General features: G+C 63.3%; 19 protein-coding genes. 12 read left to right on the plus strand and 7 right to left on the minus strand.

Translation table 11 applies throughout. The features are described 5' to 3' along the window. Positions 1 to 155 precede the first annotated feature (155 nt). Positions 156 to 824, minus strand: coding sequence for a polysaccharide lyase family 7 protein (locus tag REH34_RS01540; RefSeq protein ID WP_311970494.1), 669 nt, complete (start codon positions 822 to 824; stop codon positions 156 to 158). A 431-nt stretch (positions 825 to 1,255) separates the two neighbouring features. Here REH34_RS01540 and REH34_RS01545 point away from each other — a divergent pair, with 431 nt between their 5' ends. From REH34_RS01545 to REH34_RS01555, 3 genes are all read left to right on the plus strand, one after another. Next, positions 1,256 to 3,103, plus strand: a complete 1,848-nt coding sequence (locus REH34_RS01545) for a diguanylate cyclase domain-containing protein (RefSeq protein WP_311970495.1) — start codon at positions 1,256 to 1,258, stop codon at positions 3,101 to 3,103. Between the two features lie 133 nt (positions 3,104 to 3,236). Further along, positions 3,237 to 4,073: an aldo/keto reductase gene (locus tag REH34_RS01550; protein WP_311970496.1), complete on the plus strand. Its 837-nt coding sequence runs from the start codon at positions 3,237 to 3,239 to the stop codon at positions 4,071 to 4,073. Positions 4,074 to 4,150: 77 nt separating this feature from the next. Then, complete coding sequence (locus REH34_RS01555) at positions 4,151 to 5,212, plus strand: SDR family oxidoreductase (RefSeq protein ID WP_311970497.1); 1,062 nt, start codon at positions 4,151 to 4,153, stop codon at positions 5,210 to 5,212. Between the two features lie 86 nt (positions 5,213 to 5,298). On the opposite strand, the gene REH34_RS01560 is transcribed toward REH34_RS01555, so the two are convergent. After that, the gene (locus tag REH34_RS01560; RefSeq protein WP_226504909.1) at positions 5,299 to 5,670 is read right to left on the minus strand and encodes a hypothetical protein; all 372 of its coding nucleotides are present in this window, start codon (positions 5,668 to 5,670) and stop codon (positions 5,299 to 5,301) included. Positions 5,671 to 5,903: 233 nt separating this feature from the next. Here REH34_RS01560 and REH34_RS01565 point away from each other — a divergent pair, with 233 nt between their 5' ends. The 3 genes from REH34_RS01565 (at position 5,904) to REH34_RS01575 (ending at position 8,904) form a co-directional block, all read left to right on the plus strand. Then, positions 5,904 to 6,152, plus strand: a complete 249-nt coding sequence (locus REH34_RS01565; RefSeq protein WP_226504482.1) for a hypothetical protein — start codon at positions 5,904 to 5,906, stop codon at positions 6,150 to 6,152. Positions 6,153 to 6,336: 184 nt separating this feature from the next. Beyond that, entirely contained in the window at positions 6,337 to 7,569 is a 1,233-nt protein-coding gene (locus REH34_RS01570; protein WP_226504483.1) for an N-acetylmuramoyl-L-alanine amidase, read from the plus strand. A 243-nt stretch (positions 7,570 to 7,812) separates the two neighbouring features. Then, positions 7,813 to 8,904, plus strand: coding sequence for an enoyl-CoA hydratase/isomerase family protein (locus REH34_RS01575; RefSeq protein ID WP_226504484.1), 1,092 nt, complete (start codon positions 7,813 to 7,815; stop codon positions 8,902 to 8,904). 88 nt (positions 8,905 to 8,992) lie between these two features. Here REH34_RS01575 and REH34_RS01580 read toward each other — a convergent pair whose 3' ends face one another. From REH34_RS01580 to tam, 5 genes are all read right to left on the minus strand, one after another. After that, complete coding sequence (locus REH34_RS01580) at positions 8,993 to 9,634, minus strand: 3-oxoacid CoA-transferase subunit B (protein WP_311970499.1); 642 nt, start codon at positions 9,632 to 9,634, stop codon at positions 8,993 to 8,995. Positions 9,635 to 9,642: 8 nt separating this feature from the next. Then, the gene (locus tag REH34_RS01585; protein WP_226504486.1) at positions 9,643 to 10,338 is read right to left on the minus strand and encodes a 3-oxoacid CoA-transferase subunit A; all 696 of its coding nucleotides are present in this window, start codon (positions 10,336 to 10,338) and stop codon (positions 9,643 to 9,645) included. A 276-nt stretch (positions 10,339 to 10,614) separates the two neighbouring features. Then, complete coding sequence (locus REH34_RS01590; protein ID WP_311970500.1) at positions 10,615 to 11,565, minus strand: FecR domain-containing protein; 951 nt, start codon at positions 11,563 to 11,565, stop codon at positions 10,615 to 10,617. Then, on the minus strand, positions 11,562 to 12,059 hold the full coding sequence (locus tag REH34_RS01595) for a sigma-70 family RNA polymerase sigma factor (RefSeq protein WP_226504488.1): 498 nt from the start codon (positions 12,057 to 12,059) through the stop codon (positions 11,562 to 11,564). The genes REH34_RS01590 and REH34_RS01595 overlap by 4 nt, the downstream gene beginning before the upstream one ends. A 205-nt stretch (positions 12,060 to 12,264) precedes the next feature. Further along, the gene (gene tam / locus REH34_RS01600) at positions 12,265 to 13,029 is read right to left on the minus strand and encodes a trans-aconitate 2-methyltransferase (RefSeq protein ID WP_311970501.1); all 765 of its coding nucleotides are present in this window, start codon (positions 13,027 to 13,029) and stop codon (positions 12,265 to 12,267) included. 279 nt (positions 13,030 to 13,308) lie between these two features. Here tam and REH34_RS01605 point away from each other — a divergent pair, with 279 nt between their 5' ends. Genes REH34_RS01605 through REH34_RS01630 form a run of 6 tightly spaced genes read left to right on the plus strand, consistent with a single transcriptional unit; the run spans position 13,309 to position 18,727 of the window. After that, a complete protein-coding gene (locus tag REH34_RS01605; protein WP_226504490.1) occupies positions 13,309 to 14,160 on the plus strand; it encodes an STAS domain-containing protein in 852 nt (283 codons plus the stop codon). A 4-nt stretch (positions 14,161 to 14,164) separates the two neighbouring features. Continuing rightward, the gene (locus tag REH34_RS01610) at positions 14,165 to 14,527 is read left to right on the plus strand and encodes an STAS domain-containing protein (protein WP_226504491.1); all 363 of its coding nucleotides are present in this window, start codon (positions 14,165 to 14,167) and stop codon (positions 14,525 to 14,527) included. Then, positions 14,524 to 14,928, plus strand: coding sequence for an anti-sigma regulatory factor (locus REH34_RS01615; protein ID WP_311970502.1), 405 nt, complete (start codon positions 14,524 to 14,526; stop codon positions 14,926 to 14,928). Before REH34_RS01610 ends, REH34_RS01615 begins: the two co-directional genes overlap by 4 nt. Beyond that, a complete protein-coding gene (locus REH34_RS01620; protein ID WP_409373367.1) occupies positions 14,925 to 15,929 on the plus strand; it encodes an ATP-binding protein in 1,005 nt (334 codons plus the stop codon). The genes REH34_RS01615 and REH34_RS01620 overlap by 4 nt, the downstream gene beginning before the upstream one ends. Continuing rightward, positions 15,922 to 16,797, plus strand: coding sequence for a sensor histidine kinase KdpD (locus REH34_RS01625; RefSeq protein WP_226504494.1), 876 nt, complete (start codon positions 15,922 to 15,924; stop codon positions 16,795 to 16,797). The genes REH34_RS01620 and REH34_RS01625 overlap by 8 nt, the downstream gene beginning before the upstream one ends. Beyond that, positions 16,787 to 18,727, plus strand: a complete 1,941-nt coding sequence (locus REH34_RS01630) for a response regulator (RefSeq protein WP_311970504.1) — start codon at positions 16,787 to 16,789, stop codon at positions 18,725 to 18,727. The genes REH34_RS01625 and REH34_RS01630 overlap by 11 nt, the downstream gene beginning before the upstream one ends. Positions 18,728 to 18,780 lie beyond the last annotated feature (53 nt).

Below are 18,780 nucleotides of genomic sequence, written 5' to 3' on the forward strand. Positions count from 1 at the left end.
GGTCAAGTCAGGCTCGGGCATGATAACCCGATCAGAGCGTATCCCCCGCCAGCAACTGTAGCGAGGGCGCTTGCCCCCGAAAAAACCGATCATTCAGCCCTTGCTACGCCGGCTCGGCCAATCGGGGGCAAGCCCCCTCGCTACATGGGGTGGCATCAGCTCTTCTTGGCGTGCTCTGCAGTCAATTTGTAGAACGTCGCCGCGCCGCCTTCAGTGGCGTAGCCGGTGTTGTCCTGGGTATACACGCCGGCCTTGAAATACAGGGCTTTGGGTGCCCAGGTGCTGTCGACCTTGGTGCTCCACTGGTAATTGAAGGCGTTGACCGTCAGGTTGCCCGCAGGCGTCAGGTGGATGGTGTAGGTGAAGCGCTGGTTCATCGGCACCATCTGCGCGACGGTAATCACTTCAGGCTCCGCGGTTGGGGTGACACGGTACTTGACCACCAGGTTGCCCAGGCGCTTGGCATCCTTGTACTGGTATTCGAGTTTGAGCATCGGCTCGGTGCTGCCGAAGCAGTGGATCTGGCCGATGACGATCTTGCCGGTCGAAGGCACCTGATTGACGGCTACCGCAGCGCGCAGCATGTTGTCGGCGGCGCCGTATTGCCAGTTGTTGACGCTGCCATCGGCTTTGGTTTCACGCAGTTCGGTACGTGGGTACACGGCGTTGGCGGTCTTGCTGCCGGTCACCGGTGCCCAGAAGAACAACGTGTCGCCCGACTTGAAGTAACCGTCGGTGTAACCACTGACCAGCTGCGGGGTATTGATGGTCACCGAGGGGGTGCCGACGGGGATGCTCAGGTTCCAGGTATCGAGAGTGATCATGCTTGACTCCAAAGGGGGCGCGATTAGCCGTTGAACGGTCAGGCTGAGGTGCCCACCGCTTGGTCAATGCTGTTATCGGCGCTCCTGACTGGAGCTGAAACGGTACGGCCATAAAGATGACGCCGTTAATTTGGCGAATTCTGTAAGGGCCATTATTGCGCTATCAAGGGCCTATTCCGGGCCTGAAAAGCCAACTCAATCCCGCCGCGCCTTTGCGGGCAGCGGTACCGCCAAGCTTTTGGCTGAAACCCGTCAAGGCAGATGAAAAATAATTCAGTCGGCTGCGCCAGTTCCCGACCAATGGCACTCACGTGGCAGCGGTTGCAACGTATTTTCCGGCAATTTCCCGCAGGGCCTTCAGCTTGCGGAGTACTTTCCGATACCTTGTAGATAACCGCCAAAAACCACTGGCATCGCCGCCGAGACCGAACATGTTGATCGCGCCCCATCCGACCAATGAAGAAGCCCGCTTGCGCCTGCTGCGCAGCCTCGGGGTGCTGGATACGCCGCCGGAGGAAGACTTCGATCGCATTACCCGGGTTTGCGCCGAACTGCTGCAGGTGCCCATCACGTTGGTGTCGCTGGTGGACGAGAATTGCCAGTGGTTCAAGTCCAAGATCGGCCTGGAGGTGTGCGAAACCTCGCGGGACGTGGCGTTCTGCGCCCACGCCCTGCATGTCCAGGACATCCTGCTGATCAAAGACGCCACCCAGGACCCGCGCTTCAGCGACAACCCGCTGGTGGTCGGTTCCCCGCATATCCGCTTTTATGCCGGGGTACCGCTGCGCAGTGACGACGGCCTGGTGCTGGGCACCTTGTGTGCGATCGACACCCGCCCTCGCGACCTGACGGCCAAGGCCCTGGCCGCGTTCAAGGACCTGGCCAGGGTGGTGGAACGCGACCTGTTGCACCGCAGCGCAGCCCTGGATATGCGCGCGGCCTGGGAGGGCGACCGCCAGGCCAAGGTGCTCAGCGAGACGCGCTTCGCCCTGGTGTTCCAGCAGACGCCCAGCGGCAAGGCGATCGTCGATCTGCAGGGGCGCTTCAATGCAGTCAACCCCAAGCTGTGCGCCATCACTGGTTACTCGGAAGACGAGCTGCTCAAGCTCACCTTCGCAGCAATCACCCACCCGGACGACCTCGAAAAAGACCTGCTTCACGTGGCCGATCTATTGTTCGGCCGAAACACCACCTATGCCATGGAAAAGCGCTATATCCGCCGTGATGGCTCACTGGTCTGGGTCGAGATCAACGTCTCGCTGGTGCGTACCGAGCAAGGTGAGCCTGACCACTTCATCGCGGTCATCCTCGACATCACCGATCGCAAACGCGGCGAAGAAGTCTTGCACAATTACCAGGAGGAGTTGGAAAGCAAGGTTGTCGAGCGCACCCGCGAACTTACCGCCAGCCGCGAGACCCTGCAGGCGATCGCCGATAACATGCCGATCCTGATCGCCCACGTCGACCGCGACCTGCGCTACCTGTTCAACAACGACGTGTATCGCCAGGTATTCGGTATCGATCCGGCGACGCTGCGTGGCAAGTACGTCAAGGAGGTGCTGGATCCGGAACTGTTCAGCGAGCTGCTGCCGAACTTCCAGCGCGCCCTGGCCGGCGAGCGGGTGGTCCATGACGGCCTTATCTACAACCTTGAGCAGGGTCGAATCTGGACCGCGACCTACGTGCCAGATGTGCGCAACGGTGAAGTGGTGGGCTTTTACGTGATGTCGCAGGACGTCACCGACCGCACGCGGGTGGAGCGCAACCTGCGCGACAAGGCCATGCTCGACCCGCTCACTGAACTGCCCAATCGACGTGCCTTGCATGAGCACCTGGAGCACGCGATCGGCAACGCTGTCCGTTCGCCCGAACCGTTCGCGCTGTTCTTTCTCGATCTCGATGGCTTCAAGGCGGTTAACGACCAGCACGGCCACGACGCCGGTGACGAGCTGCTCAAGCAGGTCGCCACGCGCCTCGAGCAGACAGTGCGCAAAGGCGATTTCGTCTGCCGTCTGGCGGGCGACGAGTTCGTGGTGGTGGCCCACGGGGTGCCGAATCCGGAGACTGCCGGGCGCATTGCCGAAAACCTGTGCGAGGCGATCGCGACACCTTTCGCGTTGAGCCTGGGCGCCGTGAAGATCGGCACCAGCCTGGGCATCGCCCTGAGCCCTCCAACCGGGGGCGTTGCCGCGGCATCCTTGCTCACCCAGGCGGATAACGCGATGTACGAAGCCAAGCGTCGGGGGCGCAATGGCTATCGGTTTGCCAGCGGGGATTAAGGCGAGCCAGTGCAGTTTATTCATAGCGGCCATGCCCATGACAAACGCCGAGCCTCTGCGTCGAGCTTTTCGCAACTTTATCGTGTCAGCCCCCTCGAACACTGGGCACCCTTTATTCATCGAGGAGACTCCCATGGCATCCGCCCCCCTGATTACCCTCAACGACGGCGTGAAAATCCCCCAGCTCGGCCTTGGCGTCTGGCAGCTCGACGACGATCAGGCTTATGCGTCGTCCACCGCCGCGCTCAAGGCGGGTTATCGGCACATCGACACCGCGAAAATCTACGGCAACGAAGCCGGCGTCGGCCGCGCGGTGGCTGAAAGCGGCCTGCCCCGCGAGCAGATCTTTATCACCACCAAGCTGTGGAACGAGGATCAGGGCTACGACAACACCCTGCGCGCCTTCGACGCCAGCCTTGAGCGCCTGGGCCTCGAGACCCTGGACCTGTACCTGATCCACTGGGCCATCCCGAAAAAAGGCACCTACCGCGACACCTGGAAGGCCTTTGTGCGGCTGCAGGAAGAAGGCCGCGTACGCTCGATCGGCGTGTCCAACTTCAATGTCGATCACCTGGAACACATCATCGAAGACACTGGCGTCACGCCCTCGGTGAACCAGATCGAGACTCACCCCGACTTCGCCCAGACCGACCTGCACGCCTGGTGCCGCGCCAAGGGCATCGTCAGTGAATCCTGGAGCCCGTTGGGTCAAGGCGGCGAGCTGCTCAAGCTGCCGCTGTTCGCCGACATCGCCAAGCGCCACGGCAAGACACCAGCCCACGTTGTTCTGCGCTGGCACTTGCAGCATGGCCATGTGGTAATCCCGCGGTCGTCGAATGCCGAGCGCATCGCGGCCAATATCGACGTGTTCGATTTCGAGCTCAGCAGCGAAGAGCTCAAGGCCATCGACGGTATTCGCCAGACCGGCCGCCTGGGGCCTGATCCAGAAACCATCGACATGGGCCTGTAAGCTTTATCCCCTTTTTTTGCACCCCGCGGCGCGGTGGGCCTGCAACGGCCACCCTCGTCGCCACGGAGGTTTTGTGTATGTCTGAATCAGCATTGGTCGTCGGCGTCACCGGCATCGTCGGCAGCGCCATTTCCCGTTTGTTGCTCGATCGCGGCTGGCAGGTGGCCGGGCTTTCGCGCACGCCCACCGAGCAGCAAGGTGTGACCCCGGTGGTCGCCGACCTCAACGATCCCGAAGCCCTCAAATCCGCACTCAAGGGCCTGGCGCCGACTTACGTGTACCTGGCGACCTGGTCGCGCCAGGCTACCGAAGCCGAGAATATCCGCGTCAACGCCGCTCACATACGCAATGTGCTGGACGCCCTGGCGGTGGACGGCTCGGTGCGCCACGTAGCGCTGGTGACCGGTCTCAAGCACTACCTTGGCCCGTTCGAGGCCTACGGCAAAGGCGCCCTGCCGCAGACGCCGTTTCGCGAAGAACAGGGCCGCCTCGACGTCGAGAATTTCTACTACGCGCAGGAGGACGAAGTCTTCGCGGCGGCCGCGCGTGACGGTTTTACCTGGAGCGTGCATCGGCCCCACACCATCATCGGCGTGGCGGTAGGCAATGCCATGAACATGGCCACGACGCTGGCCGTGCATGCCTCGATCTGCAAGCACACCGGCCGGCCGTTCGTGTTCCCCGGATCTGCAGCGCAGTGGAACAGCCTGACCGACATGACCGATGCCCGGCAGCTCGCCCGGCAACTGCTATGGGCGGCGACGACGCCGGCCGCCGCCAATCAGGCCTTCAACATCGTCAATGGCGACGTGTTCCGCTGGCAATGGATGTGGGGCCGTATCGCGCAGTGGTTCGATATTCACCCGGCGGCCCTGCCTAGCGAAACCCAACCGTTGGAGCAGCAGATGGCCAACGACGCCGAGGTGTGGAAGACCATGGCCAGCCAGTACGGACTGCAGGAAGCGGATATCACTCGTTTGATCTCGCCTTGGCACACCGACGCTGACCTCGGCCGGCCGATCGAAGTGGTCACTGACATGTCCAAGAGCCGCAAGCTGGGCTTTCTGGATTACCAGGCCACCGATGATGCCTTCTTCGATGTCTTCACTCAGTTGCGTGAGGCGCGGTTGATTCCCTGACCCACTGTGTCGCGAGGGCGCTTGCCCCGATGGCGCCGGCAGGAGTGCCGACTTCGGGGGCGAGGCCCCGCGCTACAAGGGCGCCCTTACAACGCGTGCACGCGCACATCGGTGATGCCCATCACCGCAGCCTGGGCCAGCACCTGCTCGGCGCTAGCTTCGGCGTTGGGCATCAGCAGGCTGTTTTCGCCGTCACCAAAATGCAGCATCAACAGATGCAAGGCCGCCTCCGCTGTGGTCATCGAGGTCGCCTCCCATTGCACGTCGTGGTGATGGGGCTCGTGCTTGAGCAGGTAGTCGATACGCAACACCCGCACCGCTTCGCTGCTGATCGGCTGCTTCTCGCCGGTACGCTCGGCGCTGTCTGCCGGGCCGATCACCGGGTAAAGGTCGTCTGCCAGCGGCACTGCCGAATCGGCTGACTGGATACCGCTTTTGTAATGGGGATTGATGTCCATACACACCTCGCTTGCCGGCCGCACGTATCGGGCCTGTTCGCTTTGGAGCCAGCCGAATCGTCAGGGTGCCCGGCAATGGGATGAGTGGTCATGGGGGAACCGTCGAGCAGACCGATGGAATCCTCGCGCCGCCAGCCAGTCACAGCTGTCATGCAACCTGCAGTCGCCGCTGCTTGATGGCACACGGCGCTGGCAGGCATTGCATGTATTCAATCACTGCATCAGAGGTAGACATGACCATTGATAAAGAGCTTGAGAAAGAAGTGCTCACTCGACTCCTGCACGCTCATCCACAAGGCCTGGGCAAGGAGATCCTCGACAATTATCGCGGCGAGACGGCGGTGTTCGAAACCCTCGACGCCCTGCAGAACCGCGGTCTGATCCAGCACGGGCATGTCAGCGCCAAGGAAAGCGGCGCGCCGACGGTCAACTATCCCATCAAGCTCTCGGCGGCGGGGGTCAATGCCGCGCAGACGATGTAGTCAAGGGTGCCCGGCCCCTGCGCCGGGCACCATAGCGCCCCCCCGCTACCTGAAGTTTTCGCCCTCAGCCGCGCAACAAACCGCCTTTAACCCCGCAACATGAAATTTCTCTCAGCTTTGTCTCTTAACTCTTTGTTACCGCTAATATTCAAAGCTCGAAATAATGCTTATGGAAGGTTTCTCCATGCACCGGCGCCGATTGCTGACTTTCCTGCTTGCGGGTGTCACCCTGCCCGCTCCTTTTCTTGCCCAGGCGGCGCAAACCGTGTTGGCGGCCCGCGGCTGGCGACACGACGGCAAGATGCGCCTGGTGCTGGATCTCAGCGGCGACGTGCGCTATCAAACTTTCGACCTGGATGCCCCGCCGCGGATGATCATCGATCTGCACGGCACCCGCCTGGCCAAGGCGCTCAACGATGCCTCGTTGGTCGGGGCGCCCCTCAAGGCCATCCGCAGCAGCGACCGCGGTAACGGCGATACGCGGCTGGTGCTGGAGTTCGTCGAGCCGGTGGACAGCAGCAGCTTTGTGCTGCCGCCTTCCGGCGAAGCGGGCCACCGCCTGGTGCTGGACTTCAAGCCCAAGTCCGCGCCGGCTACCGTCGCAGCCGTGACCGAGCCGGCCGCCCCAGCCGTGGTCGCGCAGACCACGCAGCCCGAGATCAACCGCCGGCCCGGCCAGCGGGACATCATCGTGGTGGTCGACGCCGGCCATGGCGGCAAGGACCCCGGCGCGCTAGGGGCCAACGGCGAGCAGGAAAAACACGTAGCGCTGTCGATCGCGCAGATGCTGGCCGCGCGCATCAACCGCCAGAAAGGCTACAAGGCCCGCCTGGTGCGCAACGACGATATCTTCATTCCGCTGCGCAAGCGCGTCGACGTGGCCCGCAAATACAACGCCGACATGTTCGTGTCGGTGCATGCCGACGCCGCACCACGCCGCACCGCCTCGGGTGCTTCGGTGTTCGCGTTGTCGGAACACGGCGCTACCTCGACCATGGCGCGCTGGATGGCCGACCAGGAGAACAGCGCCGATCTGATCGGCAGCAAACAGCTGCTCAATCTCAAGGACAAGGACCCGATGGTCGCCAACGTGATCCTCGACATGTCGCTCAACTCCACCATCAGCGCCAGCCTCGACCTGGGCGGCATCGTGCTCGACAGCGTCGGCAAGGTCGCCGGGGTGCATGGCGAGCGTGTCGAGCAGGCAGGCTTTGCGGTGCTCAAATCGCCGGACATCCCTTCGATTCTGGTAGAGACCGGCTTTATCTCCAACGCCCGCGACTGCCAACGGCTGATGGACATGCGCCACCGGCAGAGCGTCGCCACGGCGATCTTCGACGGCGTGAGCGGCTACTTCGGGCGCAATCCGCCGGCCGGTACCTACCTGGCCGAGGCCAAAGGCAATAGTCTGGCCTGAGGCTCGACGATAGCCGCACCGGCCTCTTCGCCGCCGAACAGATCGAGCCGCGAGGAGGTGCTCCAACATACCGTATTTCTTCGAACCAACGCCGCGCCCCTCATGTCTACCGATTTATACCGGCCGAGCACACGGTATAAACGCTTTGGCGCGCTGCACGTTTACCGATTGATAGGGGCAAAAATCCCCTGTTAGCATCGATAGCCACCGTGCAGCCATCCAATAACAAACAGGGAGTCAGTCATGACGGCACCGGTTTCATCGCTTCTGGGTAATGCCCCCAGCCTGCTGGACGCGCAAGTGACCAGTGAGGTGCGCAATCATATCGGCTATCTGACGCTCAATCGGCCGCAGGGGCTCAACACCCTGACGTTGGCGATGGTGCGCAGTCTGCAGGGCATTCTCGACGCATGGGCCCTCGACAGTCATATTCAGGCGGTGGTGCTCCGGGGCTCAGGCGACAAGGCGTTCTGCGCTGGCGGCGACATCCGTGCGCTGTACGACAGCCACCTGCAGGGCGACACCCAGCACGTGAGTTTTTTCCAGGAAGAATACGCCCTCGACCTGACCCTGCATCACTATCGCAAACCGGTGCTGTGCGTGATGCATGGCTACACCTTGGGGGGCGGCATGGGCCTGGCCCAAGGGTGCGATCTGCGCATCGTCACCGACAGCAGTCGGCTGGGCATGCCAGAGGTCGCCATCGGCTACTTCCCGGATGTGGGCGCCAGTTATTTCCTGCCGCGTATCTGCGGCGAGCTGGGCATCTATCTGGGCGTCACTGGCGTGCAGATCGAAGCTGCGGATGCCTTGTACTGCGGGCTGGCCGACTGGTATTTGCCGCAGCATCAACTGGAAATGCTGGAGGACCGACTGGACCGCATCAGTTGGTCCGACATGCCGCTCAAGGACCTGCAGAACGTGCTGAGCAAGCTCGGCGTGCAAACCCTGCCCGATGCGCCGCTGGATCGTCTGCGGCCGGCCATCGACCACTTCTTTTCGCAGCCGAATGTCGGCAGCATGATCGAGCAGCTGCATCAAGTGACGGTCGCCAATAGCCACAAATGGGCCGATGGCATCGCCTCGCTGATGGAAACTCGCTCCCCTTTGGCGATGGCGGTGACCCTGGAGATGCTGCGCCGCGGGCGCGGGCTGTCGATCGAGGGCTGCTTCGATATGGAGCAGCATCTGGGCCAGCAGTGGTTTGACCACGGCGACCTGGTCGAAGGGATTCGCGCGCTGCTGGTGGACAAGGACAAGCTGCCGAGGTGGCGTCATCGGGGGATGGCGGAGCTGAAGGCGGATCAGGTGCAGCGTTTTTTTGCGGGGTTGTGACCGCCGCGCAACACCGCAGCGACCGCTTCGTGGACCGAGCCCAGCCCCATAGGGAGTAGTGCGGGCCCACGCAGCGGCGTTTTTGCGGTTACTTGATCAACGGCACGCCACTGAGTTCTTGTAGCGCTTCAAAGCTGATATCCGCGACGATCTCGCGCACCTTCAGGCCATCCGAGGTCACGTCCAGAATCGCCAGATCGGTATAGATACGACTCACGCAGCCGATTCCGGTCAGGGGATAGGTACACTCGGGCACCAGCTTGCTTTCGCCGGTCTTGGTCAGGTGGTCCATCATCACGAACACCTGGCGCGCGCCGGTGGCCAGATCCATCGCCCCGCCCACTGCCGGGATCGAGCCTTCGGCGCCGGTGTGCCAGTTGGCCAGATCACCTTTGACCGACACCTGAAAAGCGCCCAGCACGGCGATGTCGATATGGCCGCCGCGCATCATCGAGAACGAGTCGGCGTGGTGGAAAAACGCACCTCCGGTCAGCAGCGTCACGTGCTGTTTGCCGGCGTTGATCAGGTCGTCGTCCTCTTGCCCTTCGGCCGGGCTGGGGCCCATGCCCAGCACGCCGTTTTCACTGTGCAGGAACACTTCCTTGTCGCCCAGATAGTTGGCCACCAGCGTCGGCACACCGATACCGAGGTTGACGTAGGCGCCTTCAAGGATGTCTTCGGCCACTCGCTGGGCCATTTCGTTACGCGAGAGTTTCTTGGTGACAGTCATGGCAGGCCTCAGACAGCGTTGGCGGACGAAGAAGTGGGGTAGCTCTGCACCGCTACCACACGCTGGACAAAGATGCCCGGAGTGATGATGTGCTCCGGATCCAGCTCACCCAGTTCGACGATTTCGTTGACCTGGGCGATCGCGGTCTTCGCCGCCATGGCCATGATCGGGCCGAAATTGCGTGCTGCCTTGCGGTACACCAGGTTGCCCCAACGGTCGCCCTTGTAGGCCTTGATCAGCGCCACATCGGCGTGCAACGGCATTTCCAGCACATAGTTGCGACCATCGATCACGCGGGTCTCCTTGCCTTCAGCCAGCAGGGTGCCGAAGCCGGTGGGCGAAAAGAACGCACCAATGCCCGAACCGGCGGCCCGGATGCGCTCGGCCAGGTTGCCCTGCGGCACGACTTCGAGTTCTACCTTGCCGGCACGGTACAGTTCGTCGAAGACATAAGAGTCGGATTGGCGCGGGAACGAGCAGATGACCTTGCGTACGCTGCCGGCCTTGAGCAGCGCGGCCAGCCCCAGGTCGCCGTTGCCGGCATTGTTGCTGATGATGGTCAAGTCGCGCGCGCCGCTGGCGATGACGCCATCGACCAGCTCCGAAGGCATCCCGGCGGTGCCGAAGCCACCCACCATGATGACCGAACCGTCGGCGATCCCTTCCACCGCGGCAGCGACGGACTCAAAGGTTTTATTGATCAAAGCGAGCTCCTGGTTTTCCTGGAGTATGAATGGATCGAGGCGCAGGCCATGAACAAGACTCGGCCACGTCTTCAGCTCTTGTTATCAGCGTAGCCGAGCGGGTGTCGGCAGCGACGGCAGGCGGCCGGGTGGGCGCGCTTGTCGTCTTGCCCCATAGCGTGCCGCAAGTTGAGGCCGGAGGAAAATATCTACGGCGAAATCGGTGCGATTATCGGACCGCCGTTCGCTGACCGGCGGGCAGTCAAGCGAGCGCGCAGTGCAGGTTGCTAACCGCTATCAGCTCACCGGGTTGCGCATCTGCACCGTGACCCAATAGCGGGTGCGCGATTGCACCTCGATAGGCAGGCTGGCGCTGAGCAGACGCAGGATGCGATCGGTATCGTCCAGCCGGAAGCTGCCGGTGACCCGCAGCGCCGCGACAGGCGGTGACCAGCGTAGTACGCCGGGACGATAGCGGTTCAGTTCCTCAAGGAAGTCCCCGAGTGGCTGGTCCATGGCTGTCAGCACGCCGTCGCGCCAGCCCAGTTGCAGGCCATCGAAGGCGCTCAGCGGGCCGACGCCCTGAGGCAGCAGGCGCACTTGTTCACCGGCCTGGAGCAGCATCGATGCGCCGTGCAAGGGCATTAATTGCGCGCTGCCGCGCACCACCGCGACCTCGCAGCCGTGCGCCAGCTGGCGCACGCAGATGTCACCCTGATCGACCCGCACCTGACCGGCCGAGGTGAGCACGGTGGTGGTCTGCGGGCCCGGGACGCTGAGCGCTACTTCGCCTTCAAGGAGGCGGATCGAGCGCGCCGCGAGGTCGAGATCGACCGCCGTGGCAGTGTTGAGCTGCAGGCTGGCGCCATCGAGCAAGGCAATCGAGCGCCGCTCGCCGGTGGCGGTGCGCACATCGGCAGTCCAGCTGTCCCAAGGCATCTGCCGCGCTACCAGCCAGGCGCTGGGCACCACAGCGGCCACCGCCAAAGTGCGCTTGAGCAGTTGGCGGCGGTCGAGCGCCGGCCGATCGAGGCTGGCCAACGCCAGGGCCGGCGGCAATCCGGCGAAGCGCTCGCGCAATTGCTGGGCTTTTTGCCAGGCGTGTTCGTGGCGGGTGTCGCTGTCACGCCAATGCTGCAACCGCGCGTGATCGCCCGCATTGGCCCCGCCCGATTCCAGCAATGCCAGCCACTGCGCCGCGGCGCGGGCCACCTGGCGTGCCTCGGTGCTGGGCGCGAGGCTACTCACAGCTCGGCCATCAGGCAGTGCTCATAGGCCTGCGCCATGTAGCGTTTGATGGTGCGCTCACTGACCCGCAGTCGCGCGGCGATGTCGCGGTAGCTGAGGCCCTCGAGCTGCGCCAGCAGAAACGCCCGGCGGACGGCGCCAGGCAGGCCGTCGAGCAAGGCATCCAGGGCTTGCAGCGCTTCGAGCAGGAGCCAGCGCTGCTCCGGCGACGGCGCACAGGTCTCAGGCAGCAAGGCCAAGGCATCCAGATAGGCCCGCTCGAGGCTGCGCCGTTGGTAGAAGTTGATCAGCAGACGTTTGCCCAGCGTCAGCAGATAGGCGCGTGGCTCGCGCAGTTCGTGGAGCGGCTGATCGCTGGCGTGCAGGCGCAGGAACGTATCGTGGCTGAGGTCGGCGGCATCCCAGCGGTTGTCGAGCCGGCGCCGCAGCCAGCCTTCGAGCCAGCTGTGGTGGTCGCGGTACAAAATAGCGAGGGCGGCAGCTGAGTGGCTCATGGAGGGGACGCGCACCAATCGAATATGAATGAGAAACATTCTAATTAATGATACGTCCACAGGCTATAGCGATCTTCGCCAGTTGCGTAGTCGCCTTATTGCGGCGCGCATGACCGACGAAAACAGCCATTAATCTGCGCATCTGCGTTCAAGCGCACCAGCGCAATGCGTTCGGAGCACTACTGCGACCCCTCGCGCGCTGCACTTAACGCGTCGCCACGATAAACAACCGCGGAAACGGCAACAGTACCGTACCGTCCGGCAGCGCTGGATACGCGGCTTTGATCTGCGTCAGGTAGGCCTCGAGAAAGGCTACCTGCTCGCCCTCCTCCAGCCTTTGCAGATAAGGGCGCAACGCCGATCCCGTGAACCAATCCACCACGGCCTGATGGCCGCCGGCCAAGGGGTGCAGGTAGGTCGTGCGCCAGACGTCGACGCTGCTGCAATGGCTGGCCAGCAGTTGGTAGTAAAAGCTGGGCGCATGGCGATCGGGGTGTTTGACGCTGCCGATCTTGCTAGCCCATGGCCCTTCGGCGGCCACTTGCCGCGCCAGGCGATGGGAGGGTTCTTCGAGGTTGTCCGGGGTCTGCACCGCGAGAGTGCCGCCCGGCGCCAACTGCCCCACCAGCCGAGGATAAAGCGTGGCGTGGTCGGGCAGCCATTGCAGCGAGGCGTTGGCGAGAATCACATCGACTGGCTCGGGCGCTGTCCAATCGGCAATGTCCGCCAGCTCGAACGTCAGCGCCGGCAAGCGCTTGCGCGCATCGCCAAGCATGTCGGCGGAACTGTCCAGGCCGCTGACCTGCGCGCCAGGGAAACGCTGGGCCAGCACCTCGGTCGAATTGCCGGGGCCGCAGCCCAGGTCTACCGCCTGGCGCACGTGCTGGGTGGCGATGGCTGCGACCAGATCGCGGACCGGGCGCGTGCGTTGCTGTTCGAACATCGTATATTGCTTGGCAGACCAGCTCATGGGGTGTCCTTTTTATAGCGCCCCGGTGGGGCGGGTTCACGCATGCAGCGCAACAGAGTTGTAGCCGCGCCAGGTATCTGCTGGCGAGATTAGCATGCCTTCAGCGATGGATTTTATCGGCTGCCAACGGAACGATTTCTGGGCGCTATCCTCAATTGCCAAATAAGCGATCAGGCACCGTTTGGCAAATTGAAAAGTGCAAATCGACGGCACCGTCAATTTGCTTGATACTCCGCACCACGTTGCCCACCTCTATTCAGAAAGCCCAGGAGCTCACCCATGGCTGCGCTGCACGCCCGTACAGTCGACACTTTCAAGAAACAGCAACCAGCGATTGCCAGCGTCTGGCTGACCGGTCTAGAAGCCGGTGGTGCGCTGCGCAACGTCAAGGAAGAAGAGGTCAAGCAGCAGACCCGGGATTTCCTCCACGCCCTGGTCAGCGGCCTGGAGCATGGCGAGTCTCTGAACGTAGCCAGCAGCAACTGGGACGAGGCCCGTTCGTTCCTCGAGAAGCTTTCCAATAGCCGTGCACTGCTGGGCCATGATTCCCACCAGACCGCCAACTTCATCTTCGCGCTCAAGGGCCCGCTGTTCGAAGCGCTGCAACGTGAATACGAGGCCGACCCTGCGTCCCTGGCCAGCCAACTGCTGCAAGTTTCCGATCTGCTGGACGCGCTGGGCCTGCACACTATCCGCACCTTCCAGAAATCCCGCGAAGCGGTGATCAAACGTCAGCAGGAAGAACTGCTCGAGCTCTCCACCCCGGTGGTCAAGCTCTGGGACGGCGTGTTGGCGCTGCCGATGATCGGCACGCTCGACTCGCAGCGTACCCAAGTGGTGATGGAATCCCTGCTGCAGCGCATCGTCGATACCGGCTCGGAAATCGCCATCATCGACATCACTGGCGTGCCGACCGTCGACACCCTAGTGGCCCAGCACCTGCTCAAGACCGTCACCGCCATTCGCCTGATGGGCGCCGACTGCATCATCAGCGGCGTGCGCCCTCAGATCGCCCAGACCATCGTGCACCTGGGCCTCGACCTGCAAGGCGTCGTCACCAAGGCCAACCTCGCTGACGCCCTGGCGCTTGCCCTGCGCCGCCTGGGCGTGACCGTCAGCAAGGCGGTCTGAGCCCATGGACCGCATCCCGATTCTACAAATGGGGGCTTACCTGCTGGTGACCATCCAGGTCGACATGCATGACCAGCTGGCGCTGACACTGCAGGACGATCTGTCCGAGCGCATCAGCAAGACCTCGGCCCGTGGTGTGCTGATCGATATCTCGGCGCTGGACATGGTCGACTCGTTCATTGGCCGCATGATCGGCACCATCTCTGGCTTGTCACGGATCATGGACGCCGAGACCGTGCTGGTAGGCATGCAGCCGGCGGTGGCCATCACGCTGGTGGAGCTGGGCATGACGCTGCCTGGCGTGAGCACGGCGCTCAACGTCGAGCGCGGCATGCGCTTGCTGCAAGAACGCGTGGCGCAATCATGAATGTACGCAGCAGCGGCACCCAGCCCGTGCGCATCGAGCAGGACGTGGTGCTGGCCCGCCAGACCGCGCGCAAGCTGGCAACGGAATGCGGCATGCGCCTGATCGACCTGACCAAGCTGGTGACGGCGGTCAGTGAGCTGGCCCGCAACACCGTGGTCTACGGCGGCGGTGGCGACATGGACTGGCAGATCCTCGAGGACGGCCCGCGCGTCGGCCTGCGCCTGACGTTTCGCGACGAAGGCCCTGGCATCCCCGACATCAAGCTGGCGCTGACCGATGGCTGGACCTCCGGCGGTGGTCTGGGCCTGGGCCTGACCGGTGCGCGCCGGCTGGTCGAAGACTTCGAGCTGGACACCGCTCCCGGCAAAGGTACTCGTGTGACGATCGCCCGATGGACTTGACCCTTTACAGCGCGCTGACCCAGGTCGTGGCCCTGGAAGATGAGACCCAGGTCGGCGAAGCCCGCCGTACCGCGCAAAAGCTCGCCGAGCTCGCCGGCTTCGACACCCATGACTGCGGGCGTGTGGCGCTGGTCGCCACCGAGCTGGCCAGCAATACCCTCAAACACGCGGGCCACGGCCAGCTTCACCTGCGCGCGCTGCCTGCGCTGGCAGGGATCGAGCTGATCGCCGTGGATCGCGGCCCGGGTTTCGACCTGCATGACTGCCTGCCCGACGGTGTTTCCAGCCGCGGCACCCAAGGCATCGGCCTGGGGGCGCTGCTACGCCAATCCGAGGTATTCGACGTTTATGCCGATGCCCGTGGCTCGGTGGTGCTGGTGCGTCTGTTCGCCAAGCGCGAACGCGGCGGCGACTGGCCGGTGGGCATCAGTCAACATTCGCTGCACGACGATCCGGCCTGCGGTGACGCCTGGCAGATCTGCCGCCATGGTTCGCTGCTCAGCGCGCTGGTGGTCGATGGCCTGGGCCACGGCCCGGAAGCCGAGTTGGCCGCGCAGGCCGGTTGCAAGGCCTTCGCCCGCGCCCCTCACGGCAACCCGGCGCTGCTGTTCGACGACATGCACCAGGCCATGAACGGCACCCGCGGTGGTGCTGTGGCGGTGGCCCAGTTCGATGCGCACGACGGCAAGCTGCGCTTCACCGGCATCGGCAATATCGGCGCCTGCCTGGTCTCGCCTGACAAGAGCCGCGGCATGGCATCGCATCCGGGCATCGTTGGCGCGCAGTTTCGGCGTGCGCAAACTTTCGACTTTCCGCACGCGGCGGGTCAACTGCTGATCCTGTTCAGCGACGGTCTGCAATCGCGCTGGAATCTTTTGGACTATCCCGGCCTGGTGCACCGTCACCCGGCCGTCATCGCCACCGTCCTGCACCGCGACTTCTGTCGGGGACGCGACGACGTGACGGTCTTGGTTATTGCGCTGGAGGCACCCGATGTCTGACACTCCCGAACTCGATCCAGTCGCCAGTGCCGCCCTCATCAAGCGCTTGCAGGCAGAGGCCGAGGCCCTTCGCGCCGAGCTCGACGAAACCAACCAGGGCGTGCTGGCGCTGTATGCCGAGCTCGACAACCAGGCCGAAGAACTGCGCCAGGCGTCGGACCTCAAGAGCCGCTTCCTGTCGTACATGAGCCACGAGTTTCGTACCCCATTGGGGTCGATCCTCAGCATCACCAGTCTGCTCGCCGATGAGCTGGACGGCCCGCTGGGCCCCGAGCAGCACAAGCAGGTAGGCTTTATCAGCACCTCGGCGCGCGAGCTCAGCGACATGGTCGACGACCTGCTCGATCTGGCCAAGATCGAGGCCGGGCGCATCTCCATTTCGCCGGCCTGGTTCGACATGCTCGACCTGTTCGCCGCCCTGCGCGGGATGTTCCGGCCTATCGTCGATGCCGGCGCGGTGGACCTGATCTTCGAAGAACCCGTGGGCCTGCCACGGCTCTACACCGACGACAAGAAAGTAGCGCAGATCCTGCGCAATTTCATTTCCAACTCGCTGAAGTTCACCCAGGCCGGCGAGGTGCGCGTGTCGGCGCGCCTGGAGAACGACCGGGAGATCCGCTTCGCGGTCAGCGACACCGGTATCGGCATCCCCGGTGAATTGCACAATACCCTGTTCGAGGATTTCTCCCAGATCGATTCACCGCTGCAAAAGCGCCTGCGCGGCACCGGCCTGGGCCTGTCGCTGTGCAAGCGCTTCGCGATGTTGCTGGGCGGGCGCGTGGGCGTCGAAAGCACCCCTGGCGTGGGGTCGGTGTTCTATGTAGTGATTCCCTTGGCGCTTGCTCTGGAGCCTGACCATGATGCGTGACACCCGTGTCCTCATCGTCGACGATAACGCGGCCACCCGTTACGCCCTGCGCCGCCGTCTCGAACGCCATGGCATCCAGATCCTCGAAGCCGGCACCGGGCTCGATGGCCTGCAGCTGATCGCCGTCGAGGCGCTCGATGCGCTGATCCTCGACGTCAACCTGCCGGACATGAGCGGCTTCGATATCGTGCGCCAGTTGCGTGCGGCACCGGCCACTGCGCTGCTGCCGATCATCCACGTGTCGGCGGCTTCGATCCAGAGCGGCGACATCATCACTGGCCTTGAGGCGGGCGCCGATGCTTATCTGATCCATCCGGTCGATCCGGATGTGCTGATGGCCACGCTCAAGACCCTGTTGCGGGTGCGCGATACCGAGTCGGCACTGCGCGACAGCGAGGCACGCTTTCGCGAGATTTTCGTCAACATCGCGGCGCCCATCGCCGTCATCGATGAAGACCTGCAGGTGATCGAATGCAACTACGCCTTCAGCCAGCTGTTTCAGGATGACCTCAAGTCCATTCGCCTGCGCGAGCGCTTTGCGGCCCATCAGGACGCGGTGATCGACGACCTGTGCCTGCGCCTGCAAAGCAACGAACGCTGGCGTGGCAACCTGGCTGTGCAGGTCGATGGTCAGATGCGCGAAACCGAATGGCAGGTATCGCCCTATCGCACGCCTGGGCACAGCCTGGTGTTCATCGAAGACGTCACCGAGCATCGGCAACGCGAACGCCAGCAGCGCAAGCAACTGGCCACGGCCAACACCCTGCTGGCCGTGGAAGTGGCCGAGCGCGTGCGCACTGAAGCGCAGTTGTTGCAGGTGCAAAAGATGGACGCTCTGGGCAAGCTCACCGGCGGCATCGCTCATGACTTCAACAACCTGCTGACCGGCATCATCACCGGCATTGAATTGATCAAGAAGCGCGTCGAAGCCTCACGAACCGATTCGGTGCTGCGCTATGCCGATGCCGCCTTGAGTTCCGCCACCAGCGCTGCCGCCCTCACCCATCGCATGCTCGCCTTCGCCCGCCAGCAGCCACTGGACACCCGGCCGATCGATATCAACGAGCACGTGCACTCGCTCGAAGACCTGCTGCAGCGCACCATCGGTGAGCGCATCATCTTGACCCTGGACCTCACCGGTATCGCCGCCATCGCCATGATCGATCCTATCCAGTTCGAGAGCGCGGTCCTCAACCTGGTGATCAACGCCCGCGACGCGCTGCCCGACGGCGGCACCATCAAGCTGTCGACCTATGCCGCTCATTCCCGGGGCGACAGTCGCCTGGCCGATGGCGACTATGTGGTGCTGTCGGTACGCGACGATGGCGTGGGTATCGACCACACCGTGATCGACAAGGTCTTCGATCCGTTCTTTACCACCAAACCAGTGGGCAAAGGCACCGGGCTGGGGCTGTCGACCATCTACGGCTTTGCCCGGCAGTCGGGTGGTGACGTGCATATTCGCAGCCTGGTTGGCCATGGCACTGAGGTGACGCTGTTTCTCCCGGCCGGTCAGGCGGTCGAAGCCCCGGTAGCGGAGCTGATCGAGCAGCCGCACCGTGGCGCCGGCGAACACGTACTGGTGGTCGAGGACATGGCCTCGGTCCGCATGTTCGTGCATGACGTGCTGGTGGATGCGGGGTATCGCTGCACCCTGACGGAAGACGCCGATCAGGCCTTGACGCTACTCGCGGCGGATAGCTCGGTGGATATCGTGCTGACCGACGTCGGCCTGCCGCAGATGAATGGCCGCGAACTGGCCGACAGCGTGCGCCAGCGACATCCACAGTTGCCGATCCTGTTCATGACCGGCTATGCAGAGAATGCGCTGGATTTGCAGACGTTTCTTGAAGAGCGGATGGACATGGTGATCAAGCCGTTTCGGATTGCTGACTTGCTGGGGCGGTTGCGGACATTGTTAGCGCCTTGATCAGGCATTGATACATCCAGCAAGCCTTGCTCCCACTGCATTGGCAGCGCCTG

This window comes from Pseudomonas baltica (genome assembly GCF_031880315.1).
Lineage (GTDB): Bacteria > Pseudomonadota > Gammaproteobacteria > Pseudomonadales > Pseudomonadaceae > Aquipseudomonas.